Raw genomic sequence first — 19,864 nt, 5'->3', positions numbered from 1 at the left:
AGCCACAGTTGTGGATAAGGCTGTGGATGGTTAAGTGGATCATGGCCGAAATCCTGCGCATAACTCCCCCGATGCCTGTGGATCCCTTAAATGGCGCGGATTTCTGTCCACCGCTCGCAGGGGGTTAACGGTTTACAAGACACAGATTGTGCACATGCATAATCCGCGGAAAATCCCGGCCCCATCAAGTTATCCACAGTATCCACAGCAGTTATTAACACTACGAACTACATCTTTTGGGAATTCCAGATAACAAAACCCTCCGGGCTTCCTGCGGCCCAACCACCTCGAGCCGGACCCCTGGAACCGGCCCCTTTGAGCCCGACCCCCTTGAAACCGGAAGCCATCCCCTCTGGAACACCCGGCCGGGAACCCCCTCCAAGAACTCAGATCCGCAGCAGCCCCGCCCTAAAACGGGAAGATGCTCAGTCCCGGCAGATGGACCGGAGGAGGCGGCGGACCGGGCAGGCGGAGCGGGCTAAGCTTGCTCCGACAAACGTGTAATTCCAGTCGCTGCGGAAGGCGGACCACTTCGTGAAGTTCAGTGTCGAGAGGGACGTGCTCGCCGAGGCCGTATCGTGGACCGCCCGATCGCTCTCCCAGCGTCCGCCGTCTCCTGTCCTCTCCGGCATCCTGATCACGGCGGCTTCCGGAACCGTGGCGCTGGCCGGCTTCGACTACGAGATTTCCGCGCACCTGGAGATCCCGGCCGAAACCACCGAGGAAGGCACCATCCTCGTGTCCGGCAAGCTCCTGGCGGAGATTTGCCGTTCGCTGCCCCAAGCCATGGTGACCATCGAAACCGACGGCACCAAGGTCAACGTCACCTGCGGCCGCAGTCGCTTTCACCTGGCCACCATGCCGGTGGCCGACTACCCCGAACTGCCGGTGCTTCCGGACATCGCGGGCGTGGTCGACGGCGAGGCCTTCGCCCAGGCCGTCAGCCAGGTGATCGTTGCCGCTTCCAAGGACGACACCCTTCCGATCCTTACCGGCGTGAAGATGGAGATCGAGGACGACCTGATCACCTTCCTCGCCACCGACCGCTACCGCCTGGCCATGCGCGAGGTCTCGTGGAAGCCCTCGGTTCCAGGAATTTCCACCTCCGCCCTGGTCAAAGCGAAAACCCTGAACGAAGTCGCCAAGACCCTCGGCAGCTCCGGCGAACTGAAGATCGCCCTCGGCGAGAGCAGCGAACTGATCGGTTTCGAATCCGGAAGCCGCCGGACCACCTCGCTGCTCGTGGACGGCGACTACCCCAAGATCCGCTCGCTCTTTCCCGAAAACACGCCCATCCACGCCACGGTGCGCACCACGGACCTGATCGAGGCCGTGCGCCGCGTCGCGGTCGTTGCGGAACGGAACACCCCCGTCCGGCTCGCGTTCACCCAGGGACAGCTTGCCCTGGACGCCGGCACCGGCGAAGATGCCCAGGCCGAGGAGGCCATCGAGGCGCAGTTGGACGGCGAGGACATCACGGTCGCCTTCAACCCCGCCTACCTGGGGGAAGGCCTGAACGCCTTCGCCAGCGAGTTCGTGCGCTTTTCCTTCACCAGCGCCCCCAAGCCGGCCATGATGACGGCGCAGGATTCGCTCGACGGCGGGGACCGCGACGACTACCGCTACCTGGTGATGCCCGTTCGCCTGCCCAACTAGCCGGGCCGGGCGGGACGCGTGTACATCTCCCACCTTTCCCTGACCGATTTCCGCAGCTACGCGCAGGCGGACTTCGAGCTGGGCCCGGGCACCACGGTGTTCGTGGGTTCGAACGGCGTCGGCAAGACCAACATCGCCGAAGCGATCGGCTACCTGGCTTCCCTGTCCTCGCACCGGGTCTCCACCGATGCCCCGCTGATCCGCTTTGGCGCGGAACGGGCGCTGGTGCGGGCGCGGGTGGCGCGCGGGGGCCAGGCCACCGCCGTCGAACTGGAGATCACCGCCGGAAAGGCCAACCGGGCACGCATTAACCGCGCCAACCCGGTGCGGGCCCGGGACATCCTCGGGATCGTGCGCACGGTGCTGTTCGCGCCGGAAGACCTGGCCCTGGTGAAGGGGGATCCGGCCAACCGCCGGCGATTCCTTGATGACCTCATGGTGGCGCTGCGTCCGCATCACGCGGCGACCCGGGGCGACTACGAACGGGTCCTCAAGCAGCGCAACGCGCTGCTGAAGTCCGCCCGCTCGGGCCGGTACACCGCGGCGCACGAATCCACCCTTGAAGTCTGGGACCAGCACCTTGCCCAGGCCGGCGCCCGCCTGCTGCGCGGACGGCTGGACGTGCTGGAACTGCTTTCGGCCCACCTGGGAACGGAATATGCGGGCCTGACGGACGGGTCCAAGGCCGCCACCGCGCGGTACCGTTGCACCGTGGTGGAGGAACTGGACGACGACGGCGGCACCGCCGCGCTGCCCGCCACGGCGCTGCCCCCTTCCGCGATCCCCTCCGCGTCCCAGGACCGGGACCGGCAGGACCCGGCGGGCGGGACACGGGAGGCCGGTGCCGTGCGTGCCCCCGGGTTGGAGGGGGCCGGGATCGGGGACCTGGAGCGGATGTTCCTGGAGGCCCTGGCCGCGCACCGGAAAAAGGAGACCGAACGCGGAATCACCCTGGTGGGGCCGCACCGGGATGAGCTCGACCTGTTCCTGGGGCCCGCACCGGCCAAGGGCTACGCCTCCCACGGAGAGACCTGGTCGCTGGCGCTGGCCCTGCGGCTGGCGTCGTACCGCGTGCTCGGGGAGGACGATCCGCGCGAGGGGGCCGGACCGATCCTGATCCTGGACGATGTGTTCGCCGAACTGGACGCCGACCGCCGCAGCCGCCTGGCCGCCGTCGTGGCCGGTGCCGAGCAGGTGATCGTCACCGCGGCCGTGGCCGCGGATGTGCCCTCCGAACTGGGAGGGCGGGTGCTTAGGGTAACGCCGGGGCACGTGTCGCCGTGAGCGCCGAAGAGCCGCAGCCCCAAGAATTCGACGCCGCCCGGGCGATGCTGAACCGGATGCGGCAATCGGCCCTGGCCCGCGGCGAAATCCGCATCGACGCCGCGCAGGCCAAGCGGGCCGGCGAACGCAAGGCCGCCGACCGCGCCCAGCGGCGGAAGGGGCCGGCCCCGGTCCAGTACGACGACGGACGCGACCCGCAGGGCATCGGCAACGTCTTCGGCCGCATGGTGCGCGACCGCGGCTGGACCTCCCCGGTGGCCGTCGGATCCGTGATTTCCCGCTGGGAGGAGCTGGTGGGGCCGCAGATTTCCGCGCACTGCCGGCCGGAGAGCTTTGAGGCGACCACCGTGGTGGTGCGCTGCGATTCGACCGCATGGGCCACCCAGCTGCGCCTCCTGAGCCACAGCCTGCTCAAGCACTTCGACGAAAAACTGGGACCGGGGGTGGTGACCGCGATCCAGGTGATCGGCCCGGCCGCCCCGAGCTGGCGCAAGGGCATGCGGCGGGTTGCCGGACGGGGGCCGCGGGACACCTACGGCTGAGCCCGAAGGGCCCGGCGGCGGATTGGGGGCCGGCCCGGCGGGACGCCTGCAGGCGCGCTGGGGGGTGTGGGGCGGCATGGCCCCTTGATGTGGACCCCTAAAGCCCTCCTACGGGCATTCATGGGCCTGTGGAGGGCAAGTGGCGGGCGCGTTCCGCGCTTTTCCCAGCCCAAACACGGTAGAATTGATTGTATGGTGTCCCTCCAGTCCGGAGGGGCGCCGGTTCATGAGTGGGCCCAACTCATACGGGGGCCTGCCCGCCCGATGCACAAGGAGTCTGCAGCGCCTGTGGCTACTGAGAACACCGCACCCCAGGAAGATCCCTCCGTGGAGGCCGGGGAATTGGCCACCGGAAAGGCGGAACGCGACTACGGCGCGTCCGCCATCACGGTGCTCGAGGGCCTCGAGGCCGTGCGCAAGCGCCCCGGCATGTACATCGGCTCCACCGGTCCCCGCGGCCTGCACCACCTGGTGTACGAGGTCGTGGACAACTCGGTGGACGAGGCCCTGGCCGGCTACTGCGACCACATCAAGGTCACCCTCCAGGAAGACGGCGGCGTGCGCGTCGAGGACAACGGCCGCGGCATCCCCGTGGACATCCACCCCACCGAGGGCAAGCCGACCGTCGAGGTCGTGATGACCATCCTGCACGCCGGCGGCAAGTTCGGCGGTGGCGGTTACGCCGTGTCCGGAGGCCTGCACGGCGTGGGCATCTCCGTGGTGAACGCGCTCTCGCGCCGGGTGGACACGGTCGTCAAGCGCCAGGGCCACGCCTGGCGGATGTCCTTCGGTGACGGCGGCAAGCCGCAGGGCCCGCTGGTCAAGGGCGAAGCCACCACGGAAACCGGCACCACCCAGACGTTCTACGCGGACCCGGAGATCTTCGAGTCGACGGAATACGACTTCGAGACCCTGCGCGCCCGCTTCCAGCAGATGGCCTTCCTGAACAAGGGCCTGCGCATCACGCTGACGGACGAGCGCCGCGCCGAAATGGACGAGGACGAGATCGCCGAGAGCGGCGAGGAAGAACAGGCGCCCAAGCACCGCGTCGTCGACTACCGCTACGAGGCCGGCCTGCTGGACTACGTCAAGTACCTCAACGCCTCCAAGAAGGTCGACCTGGTCCACGAGGACGTCATCTCCTTTGAGTCCGAGGACACGGAGAAGAAGATCTCCGTGGAGGTCGCGATGCAGTGGACCACCGCCTACTCCGAGTCCGTGCACACCTACGCGAACACCATCAACACCCACGAGGGCGGAACGCACGAGGAGGGTTTCCGCGCCGCGATGACGGCGCTGATCAACCGCTATGCGCGCGAGAAGCAGATCCTCAAGGACAAGGACGACAACCTCACCGGCGACGACATCCGCGAGGGCCTGACCGCCGTCATCTCGGTCAAGCTCGGCGAGCCGCAGTTCGAGGGCCAGACCAAGACCAAGCTGGGCAACTCGATCGCCAAGGGCTTTGTCCAGGGCGTCGTCAACGAGGAGCTCGGCGACTGGCTGGAGCGCAACCCGACCACGGCCAGGGACATCATCCGCAAGGCGCAGCTGGCCGCGACCGCGCGCATGGCTGCCCGGAAGGCCCGCGAAAACGCCCGCCGCAAGTCGCCGCTGGAATCCTTCGGCATGCCCGGCAAGCTCTCCGACTGCTCCTCGAAGAACCCGGTGGAGTGCGAGGTCTACATGGTGGAGGGCGACTCGGCCGGCGGTTCGGCCAAGCGCGGCCGCAACCCCGAGACCCAGGCGATCCTGCCGCTGCGCGGCAAGATCCTGAACGTCGAACGCGCCCGCCTGGACAAGGCGCTCGGAAATACCGAGGTCCAGTCCATGATTACGGCCTTCGGGACCGGCATCGGCGAGGAATTCGACCTCGCCAAGCTGCGCTACCACAAGATCGTCCTGATGGCCGACGCCGACGTCGACGGACAGCACATCACCACCCTGCTGCTGACGCTGCTGTTCCGCTACATGCGCCCGCTGATCGAAAACGGGTTCGTCTACCTGGCGCAGCCGCCGCTGTACCGCATCAAGTGGTCCAACGCCGCGCACGACTACGTGTTCAGCGACCGCGAGCGGGACGAGGCACTGAAGAAGGGCCAGGCGGCGAACAAGCGCCTGCCCAAGGACAACGGCATCCAGCGCTACAAGGGCCTGGGCGAGATGGACTACACCGAGCTGTGGGACACCACCATGGATCCGGAACGCCGCACCCTGCTGCAGGTCACCATGGAGGACGCCGCCGCCGCGGACCAGATCTTCTCCGTGCTGATGGGCGAGGACGTCGAGTCCCGGCGCTCGTTCATCCAGCAGAACGCGAAGGACGTGCGCTTCCTGGACATCTGATCCGGGCGCCCCTTCGACGCATGCAGACTTTGACTAGAGGAAGAACCCGATGAGCGACGAGACTCCCGAGAACCCGCAGAACCCGCAGAACTTTGAGGCCGCGCAGGAGCCCGTGGAGGGCACCGTGATCGACCGCGTCGAGCAGGTGGACCTGCAGACCGAGATGCAGCGGTCCTACCTGGACTACGCCATGGCCGTGATCGTTGGCCGTGCGCTGCCGGACGTGCGCGACGGCCTCAAGCCCGTGCACCGCCGCGTGCTGTACGCGATGTTCGACGGCGGCTACCGCCCGGAGCGGGCCTACAACAAGTGCGCCCGCGTGGTCGGCGAGGTCATGGGCCAGTACCACCCCCACGGCGACACCGCCATCTACGACGCCCTGGTGCGCCTGATCCAGGACTGGACCATGCGCTACCCGCTGGCGCTGGGCCAAGGCAACTTCGGTTCCCCCGGCAACGACGGCGCCGCCGCCCCGCGGTACACCGAGACCAAGATGGCCCAGCTGGCCATGGAAATGGTCCGGGACATCGACGAGGAAACCGTCGACTTCCAGGACAACTACGACGGCAAGAACCAGGAGCCGACGGTCCTTCCGGCGCGCTTCCCAAACCTGCTGGCCAACGGCTCCTCCGGCATCGCCGTGGGCATGGCCACCAACATTCCGCCGCACAACCTGCGCGAACTGGCCGAGGGCGTGCAGTGGTACCTCGACCACCCGGGGGCCTCCAAGGAAGAGCTGCTCGAGGCGCTCCTCCAGCGCATCAAGGGCCCCGACTTCCCCACCGGTGCCATGATCCTGGGCCACAAGGGCATCGAGGACGCCTACCGCACCGGACGCGGCTCCATCACCATGCGGGCGGTGGTCAGCGTCGAGGAACTCCAGGGCCGCACCTGCCTGGTCGTGACCGAGCTTCCCTACCAGGCCAACCCGGACAACCTGGCGATCAAGATCGCCGAGCTGGTCAAGGACGGCAAGATCCAGGGCATTGCCGACCTGCGCGACGAGACCTCCGGCCGCACCGGCCAGCGCCTGGTGATCGTGCTCAAGCGCGACGCCGTGGCAAAGGTCGTCCTGAACAACCTCTACAAGCACACCTCGCTGCAGGAGAACTTCTCCGCGAACATGCTGGCGCTGGTGGACGGGGTGCCCCGCACGCTGTCCCTGGACGCGTTCATCCGCCACTGGGTGACGCACCAGATCGAGGTCATTGTCCGGCGCACCAAGTTCCGCCTGCGCAAGGCGGAGGAGGCCGCCCACATCCTGCGCGGCCTGCTCAAGGCGCTCGACGCCCTCGACGAGGTCATTGCCCTGATCCGCCGCTCGCCCACCGTGGAGGCCGCGCGCGAGGGCCTGAAGAAGCTGCTGGAGATCGACGACGTGCAGGCCCAGGCCATCCTGGACATGCAGCTGCGCCGACTGGCCGCCCTGGAGCGCCAAAAGATCACCGACCAGCACGCCAAGCTGGAGGCGGAGATCGCCGAGTACCGGGTGATCCTCGGGGACCCGGGACGCCAGCGCCAGATCATCTCGGAGGAGCTGCACGAGATCGTCGCCAAGCACGGCGACGAGAGGCGCACCAAGATCCTCATGGGCTACGACGGCGACATGTCCGTCGAGGACCTCATCCCCGAAGAGGAAATGGTCGTCACGATCACCCGCGGCGGGTACGTCAAGCGCACCCGCAGCGACAACTACCGCTCGCAGAACCGCGGCGGCAAGGGAATCAAGGGCGCGCAGCTGCGCGGCGACGACGTCGTCGAGCACTTCTTCGTCACCACCACCCACAACTGGCTGCTGTTCTTCACCAACCACGGGCGCGTCTACCGGGCCAAGTGCTACGAGCTTGCCGAGGCCGGCCGCGACGCCAAGGGCCAGCACGTGGCCAACCTGCTCGCTTTCCAGCCGGACGAGCGCATCGCCCAGGTCCTGGACCTGCGCGACTACGAGCAGGCGCCGTACCTGGTCCTGGCCACCAAGAAGGGCCTGGTGAAGAAGACCCGCCTGGCGGACTACGACACCAACCGCAGCGCCGGGGTTATCGCCATCAACCTGCGCGAGGACGACGAGCTGGTCTCCGCCCAGCTGGTCAGTGAATCCGACGACCTCCTGCTGGTGTCCCGCCACGGCCAGTCGGTGCGCTTCACCGCCACCGACGAGGCGCTGCGCCCGATGGGCCGCAACACCTCCGGCGTGACGGGCATGAAGTTCCGCGACGACGACGAACTCCTCGCCGCCGACGTCGTCACCGAAGGCTCCTACGTCTTCATCGTTACCGAGGGCGGCTATGCCAAGCGCACCTCCATCGACGAGTACCGCGTGCAGGGCCGCGGCGGCCTGGGCATCAAGGTTGGCAAGTACCAGGAGGACCGCGGCCACCTGGTCGGCGCGCTGATCGTCCAGGAGGAGGACGAGGTCCTGGTGGTCATGGAGGGCGGCAAGGTGGTCCGGTCCGATGTGGCCCAGGTCCCGGCCAAGGGCCGCGACACGATGGGCGTGATCTTCGCCAAGCCGGACAAGAAGGACCGCATCATCGCGGTGGCCAGGAACACCGAGCGCGGGCTCGGAACGGACGCCGATGACGATGCAGTACCGTTGGATGCGAACCAGATCCCGGCCGGGACGGAGACCGTTCAGTCCGCTGCGGACGAGGCGGCGCCTGCGGCCGCCAACGACGGAGGTAATGCGTGAGCACCCCGAACACTCCCCGCCCGGGGGCATCCCGCCCGGCCGCGGCCGCCGGGGCACGTCCGGCAGCGCCGCGGCAGGCACCGGCAAGTGCCGCCCGCCCCGCCGCGTCCCCGCGTCCCGCCCAGGCCCAGCGCCCCGCAGCCGGCGCGTCCCGTCCCGCCCAGGGGCAGCAGCGTCCGGCTCCGCGCCCGGGCCAGCAGCAGCTGGTCCGCCCGGTGCCCAAGGCCAAGGTCCGCAAGGCCCGTCTCCTGGTCAGCAAGGTCGACCCGTGGTCCGTGCTGAAGATGGCGTTCCTGCTGTCCGTGGCGCTGGGCATTGTCACCGTGGTCGCCTCCGTGGTGCTGTGGACGGTGCTGGACCTGACCGGCATTTTTGACCGCATCAACGAACTGCTCCGCGACGTTGCCGGCACGGAGAGTTCCTTCGACCTCCAGGAACTCGCCTCGCTGGGCCAGGTGGCCTCCTTCGCGACCATCGTCGCCGTCGTCAATGTGGTCCTGCTGACCGCCCTGTCGATGCTCTCCGCGGTCCTGTACAACATCTCTTCGACCCTGGTCGGCGGTATCGGCGTCACGCTCACCGACGACTAGGGCCCGGCCGGCTCCCGGCCCCCGCCCGGCCCGGCGGGGGGCCCGCCGCCTGGCCCGCAGGCCGAAGACGTGCCGCGGGCCCCAAAGAACCTGCCGCAGGGCCGAAGCAACGGCTCCCGGCGCGGAATCCTCCGTGCCGGGAGCCGTTGTGCGTACCCGTGCCGGGGTGGTTTTGAGGGGGTCTTCCGGTTTGGGCCCCGAAAAACCGCGGAAATACGCCCATTTGGGGCCGATTTGGTTTATCTGCTGTTCTTCGGTAAAGTCTTATCTCGTCCTAAGGGACACTGAGGGCGTATAGCTCAGGCGGTTAGAGCGCTTCGCTGATAACGAAGAGGTCCCAGGTTCAAGTCCTGGTACGCCCACGGATCCCTCCACGGTTGAGTCAAGGAGGACCGCATGCGCAAGCTGTTGGTTCTGGCAGCCGCGATTGCGGGAGTCTTCACTTACCGGAAGTGGAAGGAATCCGAGGCGGAGAAATCCGCCTGGAGCCGGTCGACCGACAAGGTGGACTAGCCACCCCTTCCGGGGGCATGGCGCAATTGGTAGCGCACCTGCTTTGCAAGCAGGGGGTTAGGGGTTCGAGTCCCCTTGCCTCCACCGGATGGAATGTCCCGGACCGCTAGGTCCGGGACATTTTTCTTTGCGGTGACTTTCTTTGCGGTGACTTTCTTTGCAGCGACCTTCTTTGCGGTGGCTTTCTTTGTGGTGATTTTTCTGCGGGGACGCTTCCTGCCCCGCCGGCGGCTCCCGTCGCCCCGGCGCGCCTCGCTAGGGTGGGACGGTGATCTTCCTCCTCGCGGCGCTCGGTATTCTGGGCGCGTCCGCCTCCGGACCCATCATTGCCTCCACCCCCGGGGTCCCCGTCCTGTCCATGGCGTTCTGGCGCAATGCGCTCGGTGCCGCCGTCATGGCGGCCCCCACAGTGGTGCGCGACCCGGGATCCCTGGTCCGGGCCGGCCGCCACGGGTGGGGCTGGAGCGCCGTGGCGGCCCTGGCGCTGGCCCTGCACTTTGCCTGCTTCATGTTCTCCGTCCGCATGACCTCCGTGGCCACGGCCACCGCCCTGGTGTGCCTGCAGTCGGTGTGGATCGCCCTCTACCGGCGGCTGGGCGGGACAGGGCTTCCCTGGGCCGTGGCCGCCGGGATCGCGCTGGCGTTCACCGGAGCCGTCACCATCACCGGCTTCGACCTCGGCGGGGATCGGCGGGCCCTCCTGGGCGATGTGCTGGCCATCGCCGGCGGCATGCTCTCCGCCGTGTATACCCTGGCCGGAGCCAAGGCCCGGCAGTCCCTTGCCACGGGCTCCTACACCACCCTCTGCTACGGGATGGCGGCGGCGGTCCTGCTGGTCCTGTGCCTGGCCTTCAACGTGCCCCTGTGGGGGTTCGGGCCGGCCGGATGGGCGGGGATCCTTGCCCTGACGGCTTTTGCCCAGATAATGGGCCATACGATCCTGAACCACGTGGTCAAGCGCCTGGGTGCCCTGACGGTCTCCACCCTGACCCTGCTGGAGATTCCGGGGGCGGCCCTCCTCGCCGCCCTCCTGCTGGGGGAGTCCCTGCCGGCCGGCACCTATGCGGGCATGGCACTGATCATGGCCGGGTTGGCCGCCGTCGTTCGCGGACAGCGCGCCGCGCTGCCTGCGATGCCTCCGAAGCCTGCAAAGCCTGCGAAGACGGCGGAGTTGTCGCGGGGAACGGACTGATCCCCCGCCGTCCCGCATCCGTGCGGCCATGGAGGTACCGCAGGGTCCGGGCCGGGTAGTAGATGGACAGGAAGAGCAATTCCGGGATCCGCAGGGCCTTCCTTTCGATCCGGTGCGCCCTGTAGGTGCGGCCGAAGCGCGCGACGTAGCGGCGGTAGTCCCCGGGGGAGTCCTCGAGCCGGCGTGCGGACATTCCGGCCACCATAGTGGGGACGTAGCGGATCTTTAGATGGTGCTCGGCAAGGTGCAGGGAAATATCGATGTCCTCGTGCATCTGGTCCGCCTCGTCGCGGCACACCTCCCCGGAAATTGCCTCCCATGCGGTACGGCGCAGGGCCATGTTGGAGCCGAAGAGGAACTGGTGCTGCCGGCAGGCAAGATTCAGGACCAGCTGGCGCAGGCGGTCGTCAGCCTTGAGGCCCCACCGGCGCAGCGGCATGTCGTAGTAGTGCACCGGTCCCGTGGCACCCATGACCTCCGGGTCCAGGAACGCGCCCGCCACCTGCTCCACCCAGTCCGGCTCCAGCACCGAATCGGCGTCGATGCGTCCCAGCACATCCCCGGTGGCCAATCCCAGCCCGGCGTTCCGGGTGGGAACCAGCCCCTGTTCGGCGTCCTGGCGCGCCAGGCGGAGCGGGGCTTGGGGGTGCTCGCGCTGGAGCCGGCGCACGATCTCGGCTGTGCGGTCCGTGGACCGGTTGTCGACCACGATGATTTCCCGAGCGGGCACGCTCTGGCGCAGCGCCGCCGCCACGCACTGCCCGATTACGGCTTCCTCGTTATACGCCGGGATGACCAGGGAAACGCTCGGTTGCCGGGGGTGCACGCCCACAATGTACCAACCCCGCCCGCTCAAAGGCACAGGGCCCCGCGTGTGCGGGGCCCTGTGCCTTTGAGCGTATGTGGCGTGCGTGCTCGCTACTCGGCCGCTCCGTCCGGGGTGCGACGGCGGGCACCACCGCGGGGGCCCGGCTTGGGGACCTCGGAGCTGCCCTCTTCGGGAGCCTCGGGCTCGGAGCCCGCGCCGGCTTCCCCTACGGGGGTCTCCTCCACTTCCCCGGCCGGGAGGGTTTCCCCGATCGGCGCGGTTTCCGGCTCGGTGTCCGCCATGGCGGACCCCGGTGCCGGCACAGCGGGCCCGGCGGCCGGCTCCGCGGACTCCGGGGCACCAGCCACGACCGGGATCGGTGCCGGGTCGACCGGGGCCGGGGACTTCCAGGGATCCTCAACCGGCTTGGAGGCCTTCCACGCGGCGATGCCCGCCGCGGCCGCGGCCGCGAAGACCGCGAAGACCAGGAGGCCCTTTTTGCCGCCCCCGCGGGCCTGTCCCTTCGGGGCCTTGGCGGAGTGCCCGGCGGCAGCCTTCTTCAAGGCCTTTTTGTCCATCTTGACGGCCGCGGCCGCCTTCTGCACCACCGGGGCGGCGGAGACCTCGTCCAGCTTGCGGATCGTGTAATCGGCGGCCTCGCCCAGCTTCACGCTGGCGGCCGGAAGGTATTCGCGGACCACCACGTCGCGGGCGTGCTGCAGCGCCGGGGCGGCCTTTTCCGCAGCGCCCTGGATCCTCGGGGTGGCCTCATCGACCACGGCCGAAATCCTCGGGGCAACCCTTTCAAGGCTTTCCTGGATTCGTGGAGTTACCCGGTAGACACCTTCCGCGAGTTCCTGGGCGGCGCGGGACAGGCCTTCCTGGATCTTCGGAGAGGCCGTTTCGATGCCTTTCTCGGCCCAGTACACGGCAGCCTCCACCCTCGGGGCAACCCAATCCCTGGCGCTGTCGGCGGAACTGCCGAGGTCTCGGGCACTGCGTTCGGTCTTCTTCACACGTTCCTCCCGGATGCTAAGGGGCTTTGCGGCCCAGCCTACGCGCATGTCAACCCCGCGGGCCATCGCCCGGCAGCAGGCGGCGGGCGCGTCCTCCCATGTTCACTGTCCGCGTACCCAAGCCGGGCAGGGGTCCGGGTGCTCCGTGGAAGAATGGAGGTCATGACTGCTATCCCCACGCACAAGGCGACCATCCACACCACTCTTGGCGACATTGTTGTGAACCTCTTCGGCAACCACGCGCCGAAGACCGTCAAGAACTTCATTGGCCTCTCCACCGGCGAGCAGACCTGGGTTGACCCCCAGAGCGGCGAGGAGAAGACCGGAACTCCGCTGTACAACGGCACCATCTTCCACCGCATCATCTCCGACTTCATGATCCAGGGCGGGGATCCGCTGGGCCAGGGCATCGGCGGCCCGGGCTACCGCTTCGATGACGAGATCAACCCGGACCTGGACTTCACCCAGCCGTACAAGCTGGCCATGGCCAACGCCGGCATCCAGGGTGGCCGCGGCACCAACGGCTCCCAGTTCTTCATTACCTCGGTTCCCACCACGTGGCTGCAGGGCAAGCACACCATCTTCGGCGACGTGACCGATGAGGCTTCCCGCGCCGTCGTCGACTCGCTGAACTCCGTTCCCACGGACGGCCGCGACAAGCCGCTCGAGGACGTCGTGATCTCCAGCATCGACATCGAGGAGCTCTAGGCAGCTTCCCGGCGCCGCACCGGCGCACCTGGTCCCGCCCGGTCCCCGCAAGGAAGCCACGGCGGGACCTTGCCGTTTAAGACCTTGCCGTTTAAGAGCGTGCCGTTCACGAGGCCGTTCAGGAGACGTGAAGACTTGGGCGATCCATACCGTGCCGGGTCGGCCGCCCTCCCACCCATCATCACGACCAAGCACCAGGAGTCCACCCATGGCCTTCGGCCAACCCGCGCACCAGCCCGAGATGGAAGTGCCGGTCTGCCCCCGCCACCCCGACCGCCCCTCCTACGTGCGGTGCCAGCGCTGCGGCAGGCCGGCCTGCCCGGAGTGCCAGCGCTCCGCAGCGGTCGGCGTCCAGTGCATCGACTGTGTCGCCGAGGCCAACCGCACCCTGCGCGCACCCCGGACCTTGCTGGGCGGCAGGGTGCGCGACGGCAAGCCGGCAGCCACCTATACGCTGATCGGACTGTGCGTGGCGGTCTACGCGCTGCAACTGCTGTCCCCCGGGGTGCAGGAGGCACTGGCCTACAACGGGGTGTACACCGGGTCGGAGCCGTGGCGGATGCTCACCTCAACGTTCCTGCATTCGCAGGGCTTCCTGATGCACATTGCATTCAACATGTACGCGCTGTTCATCACCGGGCGGATCCTTGAGCCTATGCTGGGCCGGGCACGGTTCCTGGCCCTGTACCTGCTGGCCGGCTTGGGTGGTTCCGTGGCCGTTCTGCTGATCAATCCCTATTCGTGGGTCGTGGGCGCCTCCGGAGCGGTGTTCGGGCTGTTCGGGGCCCTGCTGGTGGTCACCCGCGCCCGCGGGGGCAACTACAAGCCGGTCCTGGTGCTGCTGGGCATCAACCTGGCGATTGGATTCATTCCCGGCACCAACATCGCCTGGCAGGCCCACCTGGGAGGACTTGCGGCGGGAGCCGCCCTGGCCGCGGTGTTCGCCTACGCACCGCGGGGACCGCGCCGGGCGCTCCTCCAGTGGACGGGCGTGTTGGTGGTGGCAGCAGTGCTGCTGGCGCTGACCTGGGTCGGCTGGCAGAACGTGCTTCAGGATGTGGCCCAGCGGTACGGCGCCGCCTAGCCAAGAGATTGCCGTGGGCCCAGCCCGGGAGGGGTTTCCACACCCCTTATCCACAGTGTTAATAACTGACACCCATGTAATTCCCTGCGCGGAAGCATTCGTTCCAGCCGGAAACCCGGGACCGACCAGCACAGAAAACCCTTCCGGCCTCAATATGCACACGCAAATCCACATCTGTGGATAACGCTGTGCACAGATTGTGGGGTGTGGATAGGCGGACTGAGGGCTATCCCATTGCGTGGCCTTCCGGGGGCCAATGCCCCCATCTTCCGCGGTTTTACGGGGGATATCCAGAGGTGCGCTAAATTCTCCACAGAACTTCTCCACAGTGTTAATAACTCAACCCCCCGCGATTCCCGGGGCCGGACCGCCTGCATCCGCGCCATTCCGGGCCCTCGAATACAGTTACCAACACAATTGTCCCCATCTGTGGATAACTCTGTGCACAGACTGTGGTTTCCCGGCCCGGGGAAGCCATTCAGGGCCACTAGGATCAGGGGGTGAAATCCCCCGAGTCCTCCGGTCCCACCGCGCTCCCCCAAGCGGTTTCTCCGGGTTCCACACCTGCCGTGGATTCCGCACCTACCCTAAACTCCGTACCTTCCGCAGGCCGGGCATCTTCGCTTGAAGGGGCACAAGCCGCCCGCCGGGCCTGGACCGTTGCCGCACTCACGCTGCTGGCGCTGGTAGCCGGGGCTGCCTTCCGCTCGACCACCGGGGCCCTGCTGGAGCCGCTGGAGTCCGAATTCGGCTGGACCCGCTCCGCAACCAGCGGCGCGGTCGCCGCGAACCTGGTGGTTTACGGCCTGACCGCGCCCTTCGCAGCCGCCGCCATGGAACGGTTTGGGGTGAAGAGGGTGGTGGCTGGCGGCCTGCTGCTCACCGCCGCCGGCAGCGCCCTGACCACGGTCATGTCCGAGCTGTGGCAGCTGTGGATCCTCTGGGGGGCGTTCATCGGCGCCGGCACCGGGGTTATGGCCCTGGTCTTCGGGTCCATCGTGGCCAACCGCTGGTTCGCCGCCCGGCGCGGGCTGGTGATGGGCCTCTTCTCCGGCGCCAATGCCTGCGGACAACTGATCTTCCTGCCGTTGATCGTCCACCTGGCGCACTCCCCCGGCTGGCGGGCGGCCGCCCTGGCCGTGGCCTTCGTGGCGGCCTTGGCCGTTCCGTTGTGGCTGCTGGGGTTCGCCGACCGGCCACAGGACCTGGGCCTGCGTCCCTACGGGGAAAACCCGGACGATCCCCAGCCGGACCCCGTTCCGTCCCCCGTGCCGGCCTGGAAGCTGGCGGTGGTGGTGCTCCGTGAAGCGGCGTGCAGGCGGGTGTTCTGGATCCTGGCCTTCACCTTTTTCGTCTGCGGCTGGTCCACCAACGGGCTGGTCCAAACCCATTTCATTCCCGCCGCGCACGACCACGGCATGCCCGCCACCACGGCCGCCGGGCTGCTGGCGATCATCGGGGTGTTCGATATCGCCGGGACGGTCCTCTCCGGCTGGCTGACGGACCGCTTCGACCCTGCCCTCCTCCTGGTCGCCTACTACGGCCTGCGCGGGCTCTCGCTCCTCTTTATCAACACCATGCTGGCCCCGGCCATCGAGCCCCCGCTGTGGATCTTCATCGTCTTCTACGGCCTTGACTGGGTAGCAACCGTGCCCCCGACGGTGGCGCTGTGCCGGGAGCACTTCGGCATCCAGCGTGCGGGCATTGTGTTCGGCTGGGTGTTCGCCGCGCACATGGTCGGCGCCGGCATTGCTTCCACCGCGGCCGGGTGGATCCGTGAAAGCACCGGCAGCTATGCGCTGGCGTGGATGTCCGCCGCCGTCCTGTGCGGGGTGGCAGCACTGTCCCTGTGCGTCATCCGGTCTCCCGGGAGGCGCCTGCCCCCTGGAAGGCCGCCCGGGGACGCGGCGGGTACGTGACAGGCCCCGCCCCCGCAGCTAGCGTGGTGGAGTCTGTGGAAGACACCCGCACAGAAGCCCGGAGGAGAGCCGCCGTGCCGCTGGAACACCGGCCGATCACGCCCGCCGACACCGGGGCGTGGAGCGTCCTGACGAACGCGCTCGCCGCGGCGGACGGCACCGGCGAGCGCTACGCCCCCGGGGACCTGGCGGAGGAACTGCTGGAACCCGGCTTCACTCCGGCCTTCGACAGCACGGGGGTCTGGGACGGGGACCGGATGGTCGGCTACGGGCAGCTGCGCGTGAAAGCCGTCCTGCTCGAGGGGCAGGCGATGGCCAGTATCCACGGGGGTGTGCACCCGGCCTACCGGGGGCGCGGCGTAGGGCGGGCCATCATGGACCGCATGGAGGCACGCGCCAGCGGCCTCTCCGCCCAGCGCCATCCCGGAGCTCCGGTGCGGCTCAACGTGTGGGCCCCCGTCCCGGACTCGGGAACCGCCCGTCTTGCGGCCGCCCGCGGCTATGTGCCGGTGCGCTACTTCCAGGACATGCGCCTGGACCTGTACCACTGGCAGGATCCGGACCCCGGAGGACCGTCGCCACGTGCAGTCCCTTTCGAACCACGCCATGCCGAGGCGGTCCGACTGGCCCATAACGAGGCCTTCGCCGACCACTGGGGCTCCACGCCGCGGACTCCCGAAGCGTGGGCAGACATGCTCGCATCGCGCAGCGCGCGCCCGGAGCTCTCCCGCGTCGCGCTCGCCGAACCGCCGGCCGGAGCATCCCTTGATCCGGCCGGGCCCGGCGCCCCGGCCACGGACTCCCCCACCGCGCACTTCCCCACCGCGGGCTCCCCCGCCGGCGCCGTCGACTCCTACGTCCTCTGCGCCGAATGGGTGCCCGGAACGCTCCACGTCAACCTGGTCGGGACCCGGCGGCGGGCACGGGGCCGGGGCCTGGCCGCCCTGCTGCTGACGGACGCCATCCGGGCGGCGAGGGAGGCCGGGTACCGGTACGTGGAACTCGGCGTGGACTCGGAGAGCCCCACCGGTGCGGTGGGCCTGTACGAGCGCGTGGGTTTCACCAAGGTCCGCACCAACGCGGTCTATTCGCGGCTGCTCTAGGACCCTACGCTGGCCCCATGGGTGTGGAACGCTCGGGCAGCCCGGTGGAGGAATCCCTTCCCCGCCTTGCGGTTCCGGCCGGCAGGACGGTCCTGTCCCGCAGGGCCGTCCTGGCCGCCGCGGCGGCCGGGCTCATGGCCGGGTGCGGGCGCGGGGACCGTGCAGGACAGCCGTCGCCGCCCCAGGCCACCGCGGGTGCCACGCCGGGAAGCAGCACGCCCGGAAGCGCCGCACCGGCGCCATCCACCCCCGCCGCGGAGGGCGGGGCGGACCCTTCCGTCACCGCAACCATCGCCGAAGGACTGGACACCCCCTGGTCGCTCGCCTTCCTGCCCGACGGCACCGCCCTGGTTTCCGAGCGCGACACCGCCCTGCTCAGGCGCATCGGCCCGGCCTCCGGTGGTTCGGGCGGGGATGGAGCGGGTGGGGCTGAAGCGGGCGGTGGCGGATCGGGTGCAGCGGGGCGGGGCCTGAAGGAAACGGTTGCCGAGGTCCCCGGCACGGTCCGCGGCGGCGAGGGAGGCCTGCTGGGACTGGCCCTCTCCCCCGATTTTCCGCGCGACGGGCTGCTCTACGTCTACCGCACCGCAGCGGATGGAAACCGCGTGAGCTCTTTCCGCTACGGGGACGGGCTCGGCCGCGAAACCGTCCTGCTGGGGGAGATTCCCAGCAGCCGCATCCATAACGGAGGCCGGATCGCCTTCGGCCCCGATGGTTTCCTGTACGTCGGCACCGGCGATGCCGCCCACGCGGATTCCGCGCAGGACACCTCCTCGCTCGCCGGGAAGATCCTGCGGCTGGCCCGGGACGGGACCCCCGCCCCGGGGAACCCTTTCGGCAACGCGGTCCACAGCTTCGGCCACCGCAACGTGCAGGGCCTGGCGTGGGACGGGCACGGGCGCCTGTGGGCGAGCGAGTTCGGGCCGGACCGCGACGATGAACTGAACCTGGTCCGAGCCGGCCAAAACCATGGCTGGCCGCTGGTCACCGGCACGCAATCGGCCGCGGGGACGGTCCCGGCGGTGCATGTGTGGCCCTCCCCGGCGGACGCCTCCCCCAGTGGCGTGGCGATCCTGGGGGGGACGGCTTACGTCGCCTGCCTGCGCGGGCAACGCCTGTGGCGGCTTCCGCTGCCCGGACCGGGCACGGAGTACGACGCCGGCGGGCGGCTTCCGGGGGCGGCGCACTTCCTGCGCGGGAACGCCGCAGCGGGCGGGTTCGGCCGGCTGCGGGACATCGTCGCGGCCCCGGACGGGACCCTGTGGCTGGCGACCAACGAGGGCTCCACCTCGCGCGTGCTGCGGGTGGAGGCCTGAGGCGCAGCCGCAGGAGAGCCCGCAGCCGCAGGAGCCCGCAGCCGCAGGAACCCGCACGCCCGGTCCCGCACGCCCGGTCCCGCAACCGGAGCTCAATGCATCAGCAGGGAGACGGCCAAGGCGGCCATGAACACGGCAACCAGCCCGTCCAGTACCCGCCAGGACGCCGGGCGGGCGAAGAACCGGCGCAGCCCCCGCGCCCCGAAGCCCAGGGCGGAGAACCACACCAGGCTGGCCAGGGCCGCCCCGGCGGCGAACAGCCAGCGCCCCGGATCCCCCTGTGCGGAGGCCAGGGAACCGAGCAGCACCACGGTGTCCAGGTACACATGGGGATTCAGCCACGTCAGCGCAGCAACAGTGAGCACCGCCGCCTGCGGCCCGCTGCTCCGGTTCCCCCCGTGAGGCCCGGTGTCCGCCTCTACGGTCAGGGCCGCAGGCCGCAGCGCGCGCCGGGCCGCGAACGCGGCATAGACCAGCAGGAATGCGGCCCCGCCCAGCCGCGCGGCCATCAGCAGTCCGGGCACCTGTGAGGTCAGTACGCCAAATCCGGCCACGCCGGCCAGGATCAGCAGGGCATCGGAGGCGATACACACCACCACCACGGGCAGGATGTGTTCGCGCCGGATGCCCTGGCGGAGCACAAAGGCGTTCTGGGCACCGATCGCAGCAATCAGGGACAGGCCGGAACCGAAACCGGCAAGGACGGGGAAGGAAGACACCCCTCCACGGTAGGAACCCCCTTTCTCCGGGTCCAGCGAAGGATCCTCGGTTGCCCTTGGGATTCCTGAATATGGACTGTCCCTGGACCAGCCGCGGGCCTTTGCCGCCGTGGTGGATGACGGCGGCTGCGAGGAGGCGGTTCGGCGCCTGCACGTCATCCCCCTCCACCCTCAGCCGGAGGATCAAGACGCCCGAACGGCAGGCGGGTACCGTCGCCGTACAGCGCCTGCGCCCGGCCGCCTCCGGTCCGGCCAACGGCGGGGAGGCCCGAAGGATTGGCCGAACCTCCGGCAGAGGTACCGGCCGTGACCGAACTGGCCGGGATGCGACGGGCCTTAATGGGGCCGGCATTGACCGGACCGGACCCGGGCATAGGCT

16 protein-coding genes and 2 tRNA genes are annotated in these 19,864 nt (G+C 68.9%); 15 read left to right on the top strand and 3 right to left on the bottom strand.

All coding sequences use genetic code 11. The annotated features are described in order from the left end of the window. Nucleotides 1–534: 534 nt before the first annotated feature. From dnaN to NCCP_RS07275, 10 genes are all read left to right on the top strand, one after another. On the top strand, nucleotides 535–1,656 hold the full coding sequence (dnaN, locus tag NCCP_RS07315) for a DNA polymerase III subunit beta (protein WP_149956588.1): 1,122 nt from the start codon (nucleotides 535–537) through the stop codon (nucleotides 1,654–1,656). Nucleotides 1,657–1,674: 18 nt separating this feature from the next. After that, on the top strand, nucleotides 1,675–2,940 hold the full coding sequence (recF, locus tag NCCP_RS07310) for a DNA replication/repair protein RecF (protein WP_149956587.1): 1,266 nt from the start codon (nucleotides 1,675–1,677) through the stop codon (nucleotides 2,938–2,940). 44 nt (nucleotides 2,941–2,984) lie between these two features. Then, the gene (locus tag NCCP_RS07305) at nucleotides 2,985–3,482 is read left to right on the top strand and encodes a DciA family protein (RefSeq protein WP_149956667.1); all 498 of its coding nucleotides are present in this window, start codon (nucleotides 2,985–2,987) and stop codon (nucleotides 3,480–3,482) included. Nucleotides 3,483–3,746: 264 nt separating this feature from the next. Continuing rightward, a complete protein-coding gene (gyrB, locus tag NCCP_RS07300; protein ID WP_149956666.1) occupies nucleotides 3,747–5,828 on the top strand; it encodes a DNA topoisomerase (ATP-hydrolyzing) subunit B in 2,082 nt (693 codons plus the stop codon). 49 nt (nucleotides 5,829–5,877) lie between these two features. Further along, a complete protein-coding gene (gene gyrA, locus NCCP_RS07295) occupies nucleotides 5,878–8,517 on the top strand; it encodes a DNA gyrase subunit A (RefSeq protein WP_149956586.1) in 2,640 nt (879 codons plus the stop codon). Further along, nucleotides 8,514–9,107: a DUF3566 domain-containing protein gene (locus tag NCCP_RS07290; RefSeq protein WP_149956585.1), complete on the top strand. Its 594-nt coding sequence runs from the start codon at nucleotides 8,514–8,516 to the stop codon at nucleotides 9,105–9,107. Before gyrA ends, NCCP_RS07290 begins: the two co-directional genes overlap by 4 nt. A 288-nt stretch (nucleotides 9,108–9,395) precedes the next feature. Beyond that, nucleotides 9,396–9,469 (top strand) — tRNA-Ile (locus tag NCCP_RS07285). A 34-nt stretch (nucleotides 9,470–9,503) separates the two neighbouring features. Further along, complete coding sequence (locus tag NCCP_RS15105; protein WP_216364676.1) at nucleotides 9,504–9,620, top strand: DLW-39 family protein; 117 nt, start codon at nucleotides 9,504–9,506, stop codon at nucleotides 9,618–9,620. Nucleotides 9,621–9,631: 11 nt separating this feature from the next. Next, nucleotides 9,632–9,704: transfer RNA gene (locus NCCP_RS07280), tRNA-Ala, on the top strand. A 184-nt stretch (nucleotides 9,705–9,888) separates the two neighbouring features. Continuing rightward, the gene (locus tag NCCP_RS07275; protein WP_149956584.1) at nucleotides 9,889–10,812 is read left to right on the top strand and encodes a DMT family transporter; all 924 of its coding nucleotides are present in this window, start codon (nucleotides 9,889–9,891) and stop codon (nucleotides 10,810–10,812) included. On the opposite strand, the gene NCCP_RS07270 is transcribed toward NCCP_RS07275, so the two are convergent. Next, the gene (locus NCCP_RS07270) at nucleotides 10,700–11,638 is read right to left on the bottom strand and encodes a glycosyltransferase family 2 protein (RefSeq protein ID WP_149956583.1); all 939 of its coding nucleotides are present in this window, start codon (nucleotides 11,636–11,638) and stop codon (nucleotides 10,700–10,702) included. The genes NCCP_RS07275 and NCCP_RS07270 overlap by 113 nt on opposite strands. Before the next feature lie 92 nt (nucleotides 11,639–11,730). Next, nucleotides 11,731–12,636, bottom strand: a complete 906-nt coding sequence (locus tag NCCP_RS07265; protein ID WP_149956582.1) for a hypothetical protein — start codon at nucleotides 12,634–12,636, stop codon at nucleotides 11,731–11,733. A gap of 162 nt (nucleotides 12,637–12,798) precedes the next feature. On the opposite strand from NCCP_RS07265, the gene NCCP_RS07260 reads away from it, so the two are divergent. The 5 genes from NCCP_RS07260 (at nucleotide 12,799) to NCCP_RS07240 (ending at nucleotide 18,766) form a co-directional block, all read left to right on the top strand. Continuing rightward, complete coding sequence (locus tag NCCP_RS07260; RefSeq protein ID WP_149956581.1) at nucleotides 12,799–13,344, top strand: peptidylprolyl isomerase; 546 nt, start codon at nucleotides 12,799–12,801, stop codon at nucleotides 13,342–13,344. Between the two features lie 208 nt (nucleotides 13,345–13,552). After that, nucleotides 13,553–14,428, top strand: a complete 876-nt coding sequence (locus tag NCCP_RS07255) for a rhomboid family intramembrane serine protease (RefSeq protein WP_149956580.1) — start codon at nucleotides 13,553–13,555, stop codon at nucleotides 14,426–14,428. 569 nt (nucleotides 14,429–14,997) lie between these two features. Then, the gene (locus NCCP_RS07250; protein WP_172627328.1) at nucleotides 14,998–16,347 is read left to right on the top strand and encodes an MFS transporter; all 1,350 of its coding nucleotides are present in this window, start codon (nucleotides 14,998–15,000) and stop codon (nucleotides 16,345–16,347) included. Between the two features lie 74 nt (nucleotides 16,348–16,421). Continuing rightward, nucleotides 16,422–17,450 (top strand): GNAT family N-acetyltransferase, encoded by a 1,029-nt coding sequence (locus NCCP_RS07245; protein WP_149956578.1) that lies wholly within the window; start codon nucleotides 16,422–16,424, stop codon nucleotides 17,448–17,450. A gap of 17 nt (nucleotides 17,451–17,467) precedes the next feature. Then, on the top strand, nucleotides 17,468–18,766 hold the full coding sequence (locus tag NCCP_RS07240) for a PQQ-dependent sugar dehydrogenase (RefSeq protein WP_149956577.1): 1,299 nt from the start codon (nucleotides 17,468–17,470) through the stop codon (nucleotides 18,764–18,766). 92 nt (nucleotides 18,767–18,858) lie between these two features. On the opposite strand, the gene NCCP_RS07235 is transcribed toward NCCP_RS07240, so the two are convergent. Further along, nucleotides 18,859–19,485, bottom strand: a complete 627-nt coding sequence (locus NCCP_RS07235; RefSeq protein WP_225873737.1) for a LysE/ArgO family amino acid transporter — start codon at nucleotides 19,483–19,485, stop codon at nucleotides 18,859–18,861. Between the last annotated feature and the right edge of the window lie 379 nt (nucleotides 19,486–19,864).

The organism is Zafaria cholistanensis, from assembly GCF_008580665.1.
Taxonomy (GTDB): Bacteria; Actinomycetota; Actinomycetes; order Actinomycetales; family Micrococcaceae; genus Zafaria; species Zafaria cholistanensis.
The sequence above is the reverse complement of the archived record's forward strand: the minus strand, read 5'-3'. Positions and strand labels throughout refer to the sequence as shown.